This window comes from Bradyrhizobium sp. HKCCYLS20291, assembly GCF_051167715.1.
GTDB lineage: Bacteria > Pseudomonadota > Alphaproteobacteria > Rhizobiales > Xanthobacteraceae > Bradyrhizobium.
Genome location: NZ_JBNPTO010000011.1, coordinates 12,736 through 25,806 on the forward strand (window position 1 = coordinate 12,736; position 13,071 = coordinate 25,806).

Genomic DNA, 13,071 nt, shown 5'->3' on the forward strand with positions numbered 1-13,071 from the left:
ACATCGCAAGCCGGCTTTGCGGCTGTCAATTGGTGTCCTACGGCGAGCAGAGGAATGTAGCTCGCTGTGCCCTTCGTGCCACGTCGCGCGAGCCTGCGTTCTTCGAAGTCAGCGCCCCTCGCGGACCCAGGTCGCAGCGAGCGCGCCGAGCAGCAGCAGAAGGCCGATCACGCCGGCGAACATCGGCAGCACGCCGACGCCCTTGACGACGCTGGCGTCGCGCATCCGCACGCCCATCCAGCCATCGCCGCTGAACAGCGTCGACGACTTGACCGGGACGATGCGCGGCATGTCGAGGCCGGAGCCGTCGGCGATGCGGCGGGCGTCGCCGCCGGTGGCCTGCGCCAGCGGCTTCAAAGTCTCGGTGGTCGAGGTGACCTCCGAAAATTCCTTCGGATTGGTAGGGCCGACATTGATCAGCGCCTTCAATGTGCCGTCGGTGGCCTGCCACAGGCCGAGCTCGCTGGCCGGCAGGGTCGCGCGCCATTCGCCGGGATCGCCTTGGGCGAGCGTGAGCTCGCGCGTCTGGCCCGACGGCGAGGTCACGGTCACCGGCGGGACGGTGTCGCCCATGGTCTGTCTGATAACGGCGAGGTCCTTGCCCTGGATCTGCAGCCGCAGCGCTTCCTCGTCCAAATCAGGCTGCTGCATCAGCCAATGCGACGTGCGCCGGAGCAGATCGAGATGCGGGCCACCGCCTTCGTAGCCACGCGCCCACAGCCAGATGTGATCGGACAGCAGCAGCGCGACGCGGCCGGCGCCGAAGCGTGATAGCAGCAGAAGCGGCTTGCCGTCGGCGCCGGTCATCACCGGCGGGCTGACGGCGTTGCGCGTCTCGACGGTGCGGAAGAAGCGGCTCCAGCGCGGCGGCTCGACCGCAGAGCCCTCGAGCCCGCGCGTGACCGGATGGCGTTTGCCGGCGTCGGACAGGTGCGCATAGAACGGCTTCTCGGTGACGCCGACAGGCTCGGCGGGCAGCACCGAATCTAGCGGCGTGCGCCAGATACTGGTGTTGGATGCATAGTCCGGCCCTGCCGACACCAGCACGGCGCCGCCATTCCTGACATAGCGCGCGATGTTGTCGAAATAGGCGATCGGCAGCACGCCCTGGCGGGCGTAGCGATCGAAGATGATCAGCTGGAATTCGTTGATCTTCTGCTGGAACAACTCGCGGGTCGGAAACGCGATCAGCGACAGCTCGTTGATCGGCGTGCCGTCCTGCTTCTCCGGCGGCCGCAGGATGGTGAAGTGGACGAGGTCGATGCTGGCGTCCGACTTCAACAGGTTGCGCCACGTGCGCTCGCCGGAATGCGGCTCGCCCGACACCAAGAGCACGCGCAGCTTGTCGCGCACGCCGTCGATCGAGACCACGGCGCGGTTGTTGACCAGCGTCAGCTCGTTGTCGAGCGGGGAGGCCTCGATCTCGACGATGTTCTGGCCTTCGTGCTTGATGTCGACGTCGATCTTGGCGGTCTGGCCGCTGGCCAGGCTGCGCTCGCTGATGACCTCGCCGTCGCGGCGGATCACGACCTTGGCGCTGGCGCCGCTGATGCCCTGGTCGTCGAGCCGGTAGTTGATCGTCTGCGGCTGGCCGACGATGCCGAAACGGGGTGCAGCGGTGATCGCGACGCGGCGGTCGATCTCGGCCTTCTGACCGGTGATCAAGGCCTGCAGCGGCGCCTGGAAGCCGAGCGCGGCCATGTTGCCGGGAATGTCGTGCACGCGACCATCGGTGATCAGGAAGGCGCCGGCGACACGGTCGACCGGCACGTCCGAGAGCGCCGAGGTCAGCGCACTGAACAGATGCGTGCCGTCGGTCTCGCCGTCGGCCTGGCCGGCATCGACCACGCGGACCTCGAGTCCCCTGATCTTCTTCAAGCTGTCGACCAGCGCCTCCTGGGCCGCCTGGGTCTGCTTGTTGCGGTCGCCGAAATTCTGGCTCGGGCTCTTGTCGACGACGACGGCGGCGACCGAGGTCAGCGGCTCGCGGTCCTCGCGCGTGAATTGCGGGTTGGCGAGCGCCAGCGCGATCAGGGCCAGCGCCGTGACGCGGATCCAGGCCGAACGGGAACGGCCCAGCAGCAGCAGCGCGGCGATGACGGCGATCGCGGCGATCGCGAGCCACAGCACGATCGTCGGGACCAGAGGCGTGAACGCGATGCCGTAGTTCATGAGCCGGACCCGCAGTTGTCGTCATGCCCGGCCTTGTGCCGGGCATCCACGTCGTCCGGCATTCGTTGATGCACGTGGATGGCCGGGCCTTCGCCGCGCCGAAGCGGCTTCGGCCGCGCAGGCGGGTCAAGCCCGGCCATGACGACCGTTGTTGTTGCGATATCGAGACCCACGGCGCGCATCATGAGCATCACTGCCCGAGCCGTTCGATCAGGGCCGGCGCGTGAACCTGGTCGGCCTTGTAGTTGCCGGTCAGTGTGTACATCACGATGTTGACGCCGGCGCGGAAGGCGAATTCGCGCTGGCGCGGCTCGCCCGGCACCATCGGCAGCATGGCCTGGCCGTCCGGGCGGATCGCCCAGGCGCCGGCGAGGTCATTGGAGGTGATGATGATCGGTGACACGCCGTCGCCGCCGCGCGCGGGGCGCGCGGCGCTGTCCTCATCCTCGTCCTTCGGCAGCGCTTCGACCCAGGTCTGGCCTGCGGTGAAGCGGCCGGGGAAGTCGCGCAGCAGATAGAACGTCTTGGTCAGCACGTGCTCGCGCGGCACCGGCTCCAGCTCGGGCACGTCGAGCGAGGACAGGATTTCACGAAGCGACTGCATGCCCGGCGTCTGCTGGGCGCCATTGTCGCCCGGCGGCGCCTCGACCGCGTCGCGGGTGTCGAAGATCACCGTGCCGCCCTGCTTCATATAGGCGTCGATCTTGTTGATCGCGTCCTGCGGCGGCTTCGGCGCGCCCGGCACGATCGGCCAGTAGATCAGCGGAAAGAACGCGAGCTCGTCATGCGCCGGATCGACGCCGACGGGATCGCCGGCTTCGAGCGCGGTGCGCTGCGCGAGAAACAAGGTCAGCCCGGTCAGCCCGGCCTTGACGATGGAATCGACGTCGGCATTGCCGGTGACGACATAAGCGAGCCGCGTCTGCTGCACGGCGCGCATGGCGAAATCGTCGCTGGTCGCATCGGCGCGGGCCGAGCTCGGCATCGCGATCGCCAGCACGGCAGCCGTTGCCAGAATGGCGAACGCGAGCACTGCAGCGGCCGGGCGGCGCCGCCGGATCAGCGAGGCCAGCACGCCGCCGAGCAACGCGACGATGACGGCGTCGATCAGGAACAGCAGCAGCGCGGTCGACAGCAGGATGCCCCGGAGATCACGCGGCTCCGCCGTGCTGTAGCTGGCCCGCTTGGCCCGCAATGCGGACGTGTCGAGCTGCAGAATGCGGTCGGCGGGGCTGAGCGTGTTCACTGCGGTGGGTCCCTCGGCAGGGCCGTAGAAGCCGGGTGGATGATCCAGGGAAGCCCTGTCGTTGAAGTCGGCTGGCAGCGGCTTGGCCGTCGAAGGCGGCGGTCCAAAGGCGCCGAAGCCATCGAGGATGTGGAGCGGCGCCAGCGTCGCCTTGGCGGTCTCGCCGGCGGGACCCGGTCCCGGCGTCGAGGTGTAGCCGGACATGTCGACGACGCGGCGGAGCATCTCGACCATCGCGCCCGACATCGGCAGGTCCGACCAGCGCATGTCGGCGCTGACATGGAACAGCGCGATCAGGCCCTTGCCGCGATGCTCCCCGGTCACGAGCGGGGTGCCGTCCTCGAGCGAGGCCCAGCTCTTGGTCGCGAGCACCGCATCGGGTTCGGCGAGCACCTGGCGATTGACGGTGACGTCCTTCGGCACGCCGATGCCGGCGAACGGGCCGTCGGCGGCGAAGGCGGCGAGATGCTGCGGCTTCTCCCAGGTCAGGCTGCCGCCGAGCGTGCGGCCGCCGCGGCGCAGCTTCACCGGCACGAGATCGTCGTCGCCCTGCGCGAGGCGCGGCCCGGCAAAACGCACCAGCACGCCGCCATTCTCGATCCAGCCGTTGAGGCGGTCGCGCAACTCCGGCGACAGCGTCCCCACATCGGCCATCACGATCATCGGCACCTTCTGATCGAGGAACTGGGTGATGACCTGCTGCGGGGCGCCGCGGTCGCCGAGTCTGAGATCGGCGAACGGCGACAGTGCTCGGGTCAGGTAGAACGTCGGCGCGAGCAGCGGCTGCGCGGTGTCGCTGGTGGCGCCGGAGACGATGCCGACGGCGCGGCGGCGCCAGCGCTTGTCGAGCAGTTGCACGGCGCCGGCCGAGCGCTCGCCTGCGAGCTCCAGCCGCGTGATGTCGTTGCGCAGCTCGACCGGGAGGTCGAAGCTCGCCTCGGCGTCATGCGCACTGGCGGCAAAGCTGAACGGCGCCTCGCCGAGCGGCGAGCCCTTGGCATCGAGCGCGCGGACGATGCCGCCGGGCACCGAGAGATCGGCGCGCAGCACCTTCACCGTCATCTTGGCGGCGGCATTCTCGGCGCCGGCAAGCGCCAGCGTCGACGTCGTGCCGCCCTCGAACACGGTCAGGCTGCGTTCGCCGATGGTCTTGGCAAGCCCAGAGACGAACTCGCTGCCGCGGCCGGGATCGACGCCGTCGGACAACCAAAGGATTTCCGCATCGCCGGTGGCTTTCAGGAAACGGTCGAGCTGCGGCAGCGCGTCGGCGCGCTCGGTGGTGTAGGCCTTCGGCGCGATCTGGCGCAGCGCGACGCGCGCCGCGCCGGCCGGCATCAAAGTAAGGTCGCGCGCCGGCTCCGACAGCGGCACCAGCGCGACGCCGCGGCGGTCGGCATCGGCGTTCGCGATGATCTCGTCGGCGGCCTTGATGCGCGTCTCCCAGCTCGCGGCCGCGCTCCAGCTGTCGTCGAGCAGCAGCACCAGCGGCGCCTTGCTGCCGCCGGCCTCGGTGCGCGGATTCCAGATCGGGCCGGCCGCGGCGAAGATCACCAGCGCCGCTGCGATTAGACGCAACAGGGTCAGCCACCACGGCGAACGCGACGGCGTCTCCTCGCGGGGCGTGATGTCGAACAGCAGGCGGGTCGGCGGAAACTCGATGCGCCGCGGCCGCGGCGGCATCACCCGCAGCAGCCACCACAGCACCGGCAGGCTGAGCAGGCCGGCCAGCAGCAACGGTTCGGCAAAGGACAGCGGCAGACCCATCATGCGCGCGATCCTCCAACGCCTGCCCCGACCTTGACGCTGCCGCGTGCACCGAACTTGCTGGTCGTCATGCCGGCATGGAGAAACAGCAGCAGCTCGGCCGCCGAACGGCTGGTCGTGTGCGTCGTGAACAGCCAGTCGAGCCTGACGGTCTCGGCGCGGATCTGGTCGCGATGCAAGGCGACGCGCGCGACGTAGTCCTGCGCCCAGCTCTCGGCGCGTCCCGCGGTGATCACCTCGCCGCCTTCCGGCTCGACGAACTCGACGCGGCCGGAATAGGGGAAGGTCTCCTCGGCTGGATCGACCACCTGCACCATGGTGCCGTGCGCGCCCGATGCCGAGAGGCCGGCGAGCATGGTGCCGATCTCGGAGATCGGTGACCAGAAGTCGGACAGCACGACGATCTCGGCAAGCGCCGACGGCACGAAGGAGGGCGGCAGGCTCGGCCTGGACGCCTCGTCATGCAGCATCGCCTGCGCGATGCGGTCGATGACGTTGCGGCTCGCCGTCGGATTGAGCAGGCCGGGAATGCCGACGCGCTCGCCGCCGGCGACCAACAGCTCGGCCAGTGCAAAGGTGACGATCAGCGCGCGTTCGAGCTTGCTGTCGCGGGCGCCCTTCGACGCGAACGCCATCGACGGCGAGCGGTCCGGCCAGATCCACACCGTGTGCGCGGCTTCCCATTCCTGCTCGCGAACGTAGAGATGATCGTCGCGCGCGGAGCGGCGCCAGTCGACGCGCTGCGACGGTTCGCCGGAGACGAAGCGGCGGTACTGCCAGAAGCTTTCGCCGGAGCCGGCGCGGCGCCGGCCGTGCAGGCCGTGGATGACGTTGGCGGCGATCTGGCGGGCTTCGAGCACGAGGCGCGGCAACGAGGAGGCGAGCGTCCGGCTTTCGCCGTCGGCACGCCGTATCGCGAGGATCTCCTTGTCGGCGTGCCCTGATGCTGTCGCCATCAACCGATCCGGCTCTTCAGTTGCCGGATGACGTCCGGAATCGTGCGGCCCTCGGCGCGGGCGGGGAAGGTCAGCGCCATGCGGTGCTTGAGCACGGGCTCGGCGAGGTCGAGCACATCGTCGATCGACGGCGCGAGGCGGCCGTCGAGCAGCGCACGGGCGCGCACCGCAAGCATCAGCGACTGGCTGGCGCGCGGACCCGGGCCCCAGGCGATCAGCTTGCCGGCATCGCCGGCCTCCGGGCCTGGACGCGCCGAGCGCACCAGCGACAGGATCGCCTCGACCACGGAATCGCCGACCGGCAGCCGCCGCACCAGCCGCTGTGCCGCGATCAGCGCGTCGGCGGTCATCGCGCCCTTGGCGACGCTCTCCTCGGCGCCGGTGGTCTCGAACAGGATGCGGCGCTCGGCATCACGATCCGGGTAATCGACGTCGATCTCCATCAGGAAGCGGTCGAGCTGCGCCTCGGGCAGGGGATAGGTTCCTTCCTGCTCCAGCGGGTTCTGGGTCGCGAGCACGTGGAAGGGCTTGGGCAGATCATGGCGCGCGCCTGCAACGGTGATGTGCTGTTCCTGCATGGCTTGCAGCAGCGCCGACTGCGTGCGCGGGCTGGCGCGGTTGATCTCGTCGGCCATCAAGAGCTGCGCGAACACGGGGCCGGCGATGAAGCGGAACGAGCGCTTGCCTACCGTGCTCTCGTCGAGCACCTCGGCGCCGAGAATGTCCGACGGCATCAGGTCGGGCGTGAACTGGACGCGCTTGGCGTCGAGGCCGAGCGTGACGCCGAGCGTTTCGACCAGCTTGGTCTTGGCGAGACCGGGGACGCCGATCAGCAGCGCATGGCCGCCGGACAGGATCGTCACCAGCGTGTTTTCCACCACGCGGTCCTGGCCGAAGATGACGCCGGAGATCGCCTCCTTGGCCGCGCGGATCTGACCGGAGACCTGTTCGGCCGATCGGACGATCGCATCCTCGAGCTTCTCGGCACTCTCAGCCATTCCCGTCGCTCCTTCTGCCCCGCATCGTCGGCATTCCTGCCGACGTTCCGCTCCAGTTTGCCCGGACGCGGATGCCAATCTATGCGAAGGCGCTGTATTCGTTGAGTTAAACTATCCCCATATTATCGGCATTCCGGGGTATTGACGGCATCACGTTATGGCGACCTTACATCCAGTGCACTGCCGCCAGGAACTTTTGCACAGACGAGCGCGATCAATCATGCACCAATCGTGCCAAGGTGCACGCAAACTCAAGGCAAACCATGGCGAAGCAAGGGCAGACAACCGACCACGGACTCGAGCGGCTGACATCCGCCGCAGCGCAGGCTGACGCATCCGGCAAAGGCCTGCCGCCGGTGCATCTGTGGAATCCGCCATTCTGCGGCGATCTCGACATGCGAATCGCTGCCGATGGTAGCTGGTACTACATGGGCACGCCAATCGGCCGGCCCGCGCTGGTGCGGCTGTTCTCCACCATTCTCAAGCGCGAGGGTGACCGCTATTTCCTGGTCACGCCGGTCGAGAAGGTCGGCATCCGCGTCGATGATGCGCCGTTCATGGCGGTAGAAATGCGGAAACAGCGCGATGCCGGCGGCATGGCGCTGCATTTCCGCACCAATGTCGACGATTGGGTTGCCTGCGACGCGGAGCACCGGCTGCGCTTCGAGCCGGGCGAAAGCGGCGGCCTCACGCCCTATCTGCACGTCCGCGCCGAGCTCTGGGCCAAGGTGACGCGGGCGCTCTATTATGAGCTGGTTGACATGGGTGAGGAGCGGATGATCGATGGTGAGGTCATGTTCGGGGTGGAATCATCAGGTGCGTTCTTTCCCATGGCCAATGCAGAAGAGGTGAGGGCGGCGCTTTGAACGAGCCCAGGGTGGCGACGAATGTGATGGCCGCAGTAGGCTCGACCGAGTTCTTTGCGCGCGGCCGCGAGCGGCTGCGTTTCGATGTTCCGCCGGCGCTGCTCGATCCGGACGTGATTCCGACCAGCGGCGATTCCGGCACCGACCGCATGCTCGAGATCATCGCCCGCGAGCAGCCCATCCGCCCCGCGGCGGTGCTGATCCCGGTGGTCGATCACCCCGAGCCGACGGTGCTGCTGACGCAGCGCTCGCCGAACCTCTCCAGCCACGCCGGGCAGATCGCGTTCCCGGGCGGCAAGATCGACGTCACGGACGCCACGCCGCTCGATGCCGCCTTGCGTGAGGCCGAGGAGGAGGTCGGGCTCGATCGCAGCTTCGTCGATCCGATCGGCTATCTCGACGTCTACGGCACCGCCTTCGGCTTCCGCATCCTGCCCACGGTGGCCCGGGTGCGGCCGGGATTTTCGCTTCGGATCAACGAAGGCGAGGTCGATGATGCCTTCGAGGTGCCGCTGGCGTTCCTGATGGATCCGGCCAATCACCAGCTGCATTCCAAGGAGTTTCGCGGCATGGAGCGCTCGTATTACGCGATGCCGTTCGCCGAGCGATACATCTGGGGTGCGACAGCCGGAATCCTCCGGGTGCTCTACGAGCGGATCTACCTGCCATGATCCGGCCTGTGTTGACGGAAATCGGAATCTTCCTCATTCCTTTTGCCCTCTATGTGCTGTTCTTGATCGCGACCCGGTCCGGGCTGCTCGTGCCAGCCTCGTGGCCGCTGCATCTGGTCGCAAAGCTGACGGTGGCCGCGCTGGTGTTGGTGATTGCAAGTCTGGTCCTGCTCGCGGAGTTCTCCGGCGCACCGCCGCGTTCCACCTATGTGCCCGCTCACATCGAGAACGGCAGGCTCGTCCCCGGAGTCGAGAAATGACCGACGCGCGGGTGCTGAGCGCGCCCTGGCTCTCGTCCGGCCCAGCGGCGCGGGTGCTCACGCTGCTCAATTGCGACGGCGAGGAAGCGCGGGTGGTGGGAGGCGCCGTGCGCAACGCGCTGCTCGGCATCGACATCGGCGACATCGACATCGCCACCACGGCGCTGCCGACTGAGGTGACGCGGCGTGCCAAGACGGCATCGATCAAGAGCGTGCCGACCGGCATCGATCATGGCACCGTGACGCTGGTGCTCGACGGCCATCCGTTCGAGGTCACGACCTTGCGCCTGGACACCGAGACATTCGGCCGCAAGGCCAAGGTCGAGTTCGGCCGGGACTGGGTCGGCGACGCGCATCGGCGCGACTTCACCATCAATGCACTGTCGGTCGGCCCGGACGGGCGCATCCACGATCATGTCGGCGGGCTCGACGACATCGCCGCGCGGCGCGTACGCTTCATCGGCGATCCCGCGCAGCGCATCGCCGAGGACTATCTGCGCATCCTGCGCTTCTTCCGCATTCACGCTGCGTTCGGCCACGGCGCTCCCGACCGCGACGGCTATCTCGCCTGCATCGCCGGCCGCGCCGGGCTTGCGACATTGTCGGCCGAGCGCGTGCGGATGGAGATGCTGAAGCTGGTCGTCACCGCTGGCGCGGTCGGTGCGATCACCGCGATGGCCGAGGGCGGGTTGCTGACGACGCTGCTCGGCGGCGTCGCCTATCTCGGCCCGTTCGCGGCGATGATCGAGATCGAGCGCGAGCTGGCGCTGCCGGCGAACCCGGTCCGCCGTCTTGCCGCGCTCGCGGTTGCGGTCACGGAAGATGCGCGCCGCCTCGGCGTCAGGCTGAAGCTCTCCAATGCCGAGACCAAGGCGCTCGACGGCATGGGCCATCGGTGGTGGCGCTTTGCCTCCGCGGATGAAGCGCGCGTGCGGCGGCTGTTGTATCGGCTGGGTGAGACGGTCTATCGCGATCGCCTGCTGCTCGGCTGGGCGCGCGCGGGCAACGATCGCGACGACCCGCGCTGGCGCGAGCGCGCGCTGTTGCCGCAGCGCTTCACGCCGCCGAAATTGCCGCTGAAGGCCGCCGATTTCATCGCCCGCGGGGTTGCCGAGGGGCCGCTCCTCGGTCATGTGCTCACCCTCGCAGAGGATGCCTGGCTGGCTGCGGACTTCCCGCTCGACGAGGCTTCGCTGAACACGATCGCCGATCAGGCGGCGGCGCGTGTCAACCGCGACGGACGTTCATGAATTTTCTGGCAGGCTTTGCCGACATCTCGCTGCTGCAACTCCTGCTCGTCGCCGCCGTCGCCCTGTTTGCTTCCATCATCGGCGGTCTCGCCGGCTACGGCACCGGCGCCCTGATGCCGCTGGTGCTGGTGCCGATGGTCGGCGCCGAGCCGGTCGTGCCGATCATCGCGATCTCGGCGATCCTCACCAATCTCAGCCGCGTCGCGGCCTACTTCCAGCAGGCCGACCGTACGCGCGCCGGCATCGTCATCATGGCGGCCGCGCTGACGACGGCGCTCGGCGCCTACGGCTACACGCGGCTGACCAATGCCGGCGCGGCGTTCGTCATCGGCACCATGCTGATCATGAGCGTTCCGCTGCGGCGGATCCTGCGCAAGCGTGATGTCCGGATCGGCAATGGCGGGCTCGCGGCCGGCGCCGTCGGCTATGGCGTACTCGTCGGCGGCACCTCCGGCTCCGGCGTGATCCTGCTGTCGCTGCTGATGGCCGCGGGACTCGAAGGCGCGGCGGTCATTGCCACCGATGCGATGATCTCGGTGGTGACGGGCATCATCAAGATCTCGGTGTTCGGCCTCGCCGGCGTGGTGACGGCCCAGGTGCTGGCGTTCGCGCTGCTGATCGGCGTGGTCGCGGTGCCCGGCGCGTTCCTCGCCAAGGCGTTCGTCGCGCGCATGCCGGTGCACATCCACGCCGCCATTCTCGACGCCGCCGTCATCGTTGGCGGCGGTGTGATGATCGCCTCGGCGCTGCGGCATCTGCTGCCGGCGGGGTAGTCGCGAGCGGTGTTACGCCACGCGCTGGTCGGCATCCCCGTCGGGCGGCGCGATCGTGTCCGTCGCGGCACGCGCGACGATGGCGTCCAGCGTGGCCACGGCGCGGTTCGTCACCTCGTCGATCGGCGGCACCATGCCGCCCGAGGCGAGCTCGACCCGGTTGCGGCCCTTCTGCTTGGCGCGATACAGCGCGCCGTCGGCGACGCGCAGGATCTCCGGCAGGTCGATGCCGGCCTCGGGGTAGGCGGCGACGCCGACCGAGATCGTCACCGGCGGCAGCATGCGTTCGCCATAGCTGACGTTGAGCGCCTCGACGCGGGCGCGCAGCTCCTCGGCGCGCAGTGCGGCCTCTTCGATGGTGCAGTTCGGCAGCATCACGACGAACTCCTCGCCGCCGAGCCGGCACGGCACGTCGTCATCGCGGAACGCAGCCTTCAGGATCTCGCCGACGTGACGCAGCACCGCGTCGCCGGCCTCATGGCCATGATTGTCGTTGAAGGACTTGAAGTGATCGATGTCCAGGGTCACCACGCTCAGCGGCGTATGCTTGCGCGAGGCGCGCAGCAATTCGCGGCGCGCCGTCTGGATCAGGCAGCGGCGGTTGTTCAGCCCCGTCAGCGCGTCGCGCAGCGACTGATCGCGCAAGCCCTCGCGCAGCTTCATGTTGGCGATGGCGATCGACAGATGCTCGGCGCAGGCGAGCGCCAGCCGGGCACGATCGGCGAATCTGGCCTTGGCGTCTTCGGCGCTCTCCTCGCCCTTGAACGCATACTCGACGTGTAGGAGACCAACGGTCTCGCCATGGGCCAGGATCGGGATGCAGCAATAGTTCTCGTTGGCGCCGTCATGGACGTGATCGCAGCGGAATTCGACCTCGCTGGTGCCGTGGATGTAGACATGGCCGCGCCGCAGGCTCCAGCAATCGTCCGGATTCAGCGACCGGGTGCGGGCCTGGCCGTTCCATTCGGCGGCGACATCGAGCACGTCGCGGCTGTCGGCATAGATGTAGAGGGCGCCGGTGCATTCGGGCATCAGGCCACCGAGCACCGTCGAGATCATCTGGTAGAGCTCGGGTTCGGACTTGGCCGATTGCAGCCATTCGCTGAGTTCGGACAGCGTGCGGGTCGCCGCGTTCAGCCGCTCGTTCTCGACCAGGCTGATGCGGAAGAAGGCGAGCGCCCGGGCCATCATGCCGAGCTCGTTGCTGTGGCCGGCATAGGGAATCTCGGTGTCCAGCCGCCCGCGCGCGATCGCCTCCATGCTCTGGGTGATGCGGAAGATCGGCAGCGAGACGTGGCGGGTGACGTAGCCGAGCGTGGCAAGCCCGATCAGCACGCTGATGCCGTTGACGGTCCACAGCACCAGGCGAAACAGCCGCGCATCGAGATTGGCGTTGTCGATCGCCGTATCGGCGCGATGGTCGGCGAGCCTGGTGGCGTGCCCGATCGCATCGACCACCGCCTGGAATACGGGCGGCATGTCGATGTTGACGACACGCTCGAGACGTTCGCGGTTGGCGCCGACCTCCGGCTCGAGCATGACGGCCTGCAGCTTCAGGTACAGGCTCCATTTGTGGATGAACTGCTCGAACGCCATCCTCATCGGCGTATCGGCGCCGATGGTTTCCTTGAAATGCGCGATCTTGGCGTCGGCTTCGGCGGTGCGCAGCCGCAATTCCTGCTCGGCATCGGCGCGCGGCTCGACCGCCGTGGACAGCGCGGCGCGGATCGCGACGAGATGGGTGTGGGCGATCTGGGTCTCGAGATTGCCGAGCGCGTGAATCTGCGGGAGGCGATCATGGTTGATGATCTCGACCGCGCCCTGCAGCGCCGACAGCCGCATCGTCGCCATGACCGACACGCCGCCGAGGATCGCCAGCAGGAGAAAGACGGAGGTCAGGAGCGAGTTCTTGATCGACACGCTCAGCGAGATCTGCGGCAGATTGAGAGACATGACACCGATGCTGCACCAACGGCTTGCGATCGGTCGAAGCGGCGCGCACGGGGACGGCGCCTTTTCCCCTCCAAGCCCCGCGCCCAGTAGAGAGGTGCGCCAATTTCAATTCGGTTACGGGAGTTCCGTAAGGCAACGGGGGCGGCCGCGACCGCTGCGCCT

Annotated in this window: 11 protein-coding genes; 5 read left to right on the top strand and 6 right to left on the bottom strand. The window is 68.2% G+C overall.

Features of this window, described 5'->3' with window-relative positions; translation table 11 throughout:
• Window positions 1-108: 108 nt before the first annotated feature.
• The 5 genes from ACQR07_RS22890 to ACQR07_RS22910 are packed head-to-tail and all read right to left on the bottom strand — an operon-like array spanning window position 109 to window position 7,136.
• Window positions 109-2,172, bottom strand: a complete 2,064-nt coding sequence (locus tag ACQR07_RS22890; RefSeq protein ID WP_434904404.1) for a hypothetical protein — start codon at window positions 2,170-2,172, stop codon at window positions 109-111.
• Window positions 2,169-2,357, bottom strand: coding sequence for a hypothetical protein (locus ACQR07_RS22895; protein ID WP_434904405.1), 189 nt, complete (start codon window positions 2,355-2,357; stop codon window positions 2,169-2,171). Before ACQR07_RS22895 ends, ACQR07_RS22890 begins: the two co-directional genes overlap by 4 nt.
• A gap of 5 nt (window positions 2,358-2,362) precedes the next feature.
• Window positions 2,363-5,185, bottom strand: coding sequence for a DUF4159 domain-containing protein (locus tag ACQR07_RS22900; protein WP_434904406.1), 2,823 nt, complete (start codon window positions 5,183-5,185; stop codon window positions 2,363-2,365).
• Window positions 5,182-6,138, bottom strand: a complete 957-nt coding sequence (locus ACQR07_RS22905) for a DUF58 domain-containing protein (protein ID WP_434904407.1) — start codon at window positions 6,136-6,138, stop codon at window positions 5,182-5,184. Before ACQR07_RS22905 ends, ACQR07_RS22900 begins: the two co-directional genes overlap by 4 nt.
• Window positions 6,138-7,136 carry an AAA family ATPase gene (locus ACQR07_RS22910; RefSeq protein ID WP_434868577.1) on the bottom strand — a complete coding sequence of 333 codons (999 nt, stop codon included), beginning with the start codon at window positions 7,134-7,136 and terminating at the stop codon, window positions 6,138-6,140. The genes ACQR07_RS22905 and ACQR07_RS22910 overlap by 1 nt, the downstream gene beginning before the upstream one ends.
• Before the next feature lie 263 nt (window positions 7,137-7,399).
• Between ACQR07_RS22910 and ACQR07_RS22915 the strand changes: the two genes are divergently transcribed.
• The 5 genes from ACQR07_RS22915 to ACQR07_RS22935 are packed head-to-tail and all read left to right on the top strand — an operon-like array spanning window position 7,400 to window position 10,956.
• Window positions 7,400-8,002, top strand: a complete 603-nt coding sequence (locus ACQR07_RS22915; RefSeq protein WP_434904408.1) for a DUF1285 domain-containing protein — start codon at window positions 7,400-7,402, stop codon at window positions 8,000-8,002.
• A 26-nt stretch (window positions 8,003-8,028) separates the two neighbouring features.
• Window positions 8,029-8,673, top strand: a complete 645-nt coding sequence (locus ACQR07_RS22920; protein ID WP_434904582.1) for a CoA pyrophosphatase — start codon at window positions 8,029-8,031, stop codon at window positions 8,671-8,673.
• Window positions 8,670-8,933, top strand: coding sequence for a DUF6111 family protein (locus tag ACQR07_RS22925; protein ID WP_434904409.1), 264 nt, complete (start codon window positions 8,670-8,672; stop codon window positions 8,931-8,933). The genes ACQR07_RS22920 and ACQR07_RS22925 overlap by 4 nt, the downstream gene beginning before the upstream one ends.
• Window positions 8,930-10,183 carry a CCA tRNA nucleotidyltransferase gene (locus ACQR07_RS22930; protein ID WP_434904410.1) on the top strand — a complete coding sequence of 418 codons (1,254 nt, stop codon included), beginning with the start codon at window positions 8,930-8,932 and terminating at the stop codon, window positions 10,181-10,183. The genes ACQR07_RS22925 and ACQR07_RS22930 overlap by 4 nt, the downstream gene beginning before the upstream one ends.
• Window positions 10,180-10,956 (top strand): TSUP family transporter, encoded by a 777-nt coding sequence (locus ACQR07_RS22935; RefSeq protein WP_434904411.1) that lies wholly within the window; start codon window positions 10,180-10,182, stop codon window positions 10,954-10,956. The genes ACQR07_RS22930 and ACQR07_RS22935 overlap by 4 nt, the downstream gene beginning before the upstream one ends.
• A gap of 12 nt (window positions 10,957-10,968) precedes the next feature.
• On the opposite strand, the gene ACQR07_RS22940 is transcribed toward ACQR07_RS22935, so the two are convergent.
• Window positions 10,969-12,909: a diguanylate cyclase gene (locus ACQR07_RS22940; RefSeq protein ID WP_434904412.1), complete on the bottom strand. Its 1,941-nt coding sequence runs from the start codon at window positions 12,907-12,909 to the stop codon at window positions 10,969-10,971.
• Window positions 12,910-13,071: the final 162 nt, after the last annotated feature.

Bases quoted from the DNA above. Each gene is read 5' to 3' on its own strand.
- ACQR07_RS22890 (WP_434904404.1), bottom strand. From the start codon at position 2,172: ATGAACTACGGCATCGCGTTCACGCCTCTGGTCCCGACGATCGTGCTG.
- ACQR07_RS22895 (WP_434904405.1), bottom strand. From the start codon at position 2,357: ATGATGCGCGCCGTGGGTCTCGATATCGCAACAACAACGGTCGTCATG.
- ACQR07_RS22900 (WP_434904406.1), bottom strand. From the start codon at position 5,185: ATGATGGGTCTGCCGCTGTCCTTTGCCGAACCGTTGCTGCTGGCCGGC.
- ACQR07_RS22905 (WP_434904407.1), bottom strand. From the start codon at position 6,138: ATGGCGACAGCATCAGGGCACGCCGACAAGGAGATCCTCGCGATACGG.
- ACQR07_RS22910 (WP_434868577.1), bottom strand. From the start codon at position 7,136: ATGGCTGAGAGTGCCGAGAAGCTCGAGGATGCGATCGTCCGATCGGCC.
- ACQR07_RS22915 (WP_434904408.1), top strand. From the start codon at position 7,400: ATGGCGAAGCAAGGGCAGACAACCGACCACGGACTCGAGCGGCTGACA.
- ACQR07_RS22920 (WP_434904582.1), top strand. From the start codon at position 8,029: ATGGCCGCAGTAGGCTCGACCGAGTTCTTTGCGCGCGGCCGCGAGCGG.
- ACQR07_RS22925 (WP_434904409.1), top strand. From the start codon at position 8,670: ATGATCCGGCCTGTGTTGACGGAAATCGGAATCTTCCTCATTCCTTTT.
- ACQR07_RS22930 (WP_434904410.1), top strand. From the start codon at position 8,930: ATGACCGACGCGCGGGTGCTGAGCGCGCCCTGGCTCTCGTCCGGCCCA.
- ACQR07_RS22935 (WP_434904411.1), top strand. From the start codon at position 10,180: ATGAATTTTCTGGCAGGCTTTGCCGACATCTCGCTGCTGCAACTCCTG.
- ACQR07_RS22940 (WP_434904412.1), bottom strand. From the start codon at position 12,909: ATGTCTCTCAATCTGCCGCAGATCTCGCTGAGCGTGTCGATCAAGAAC.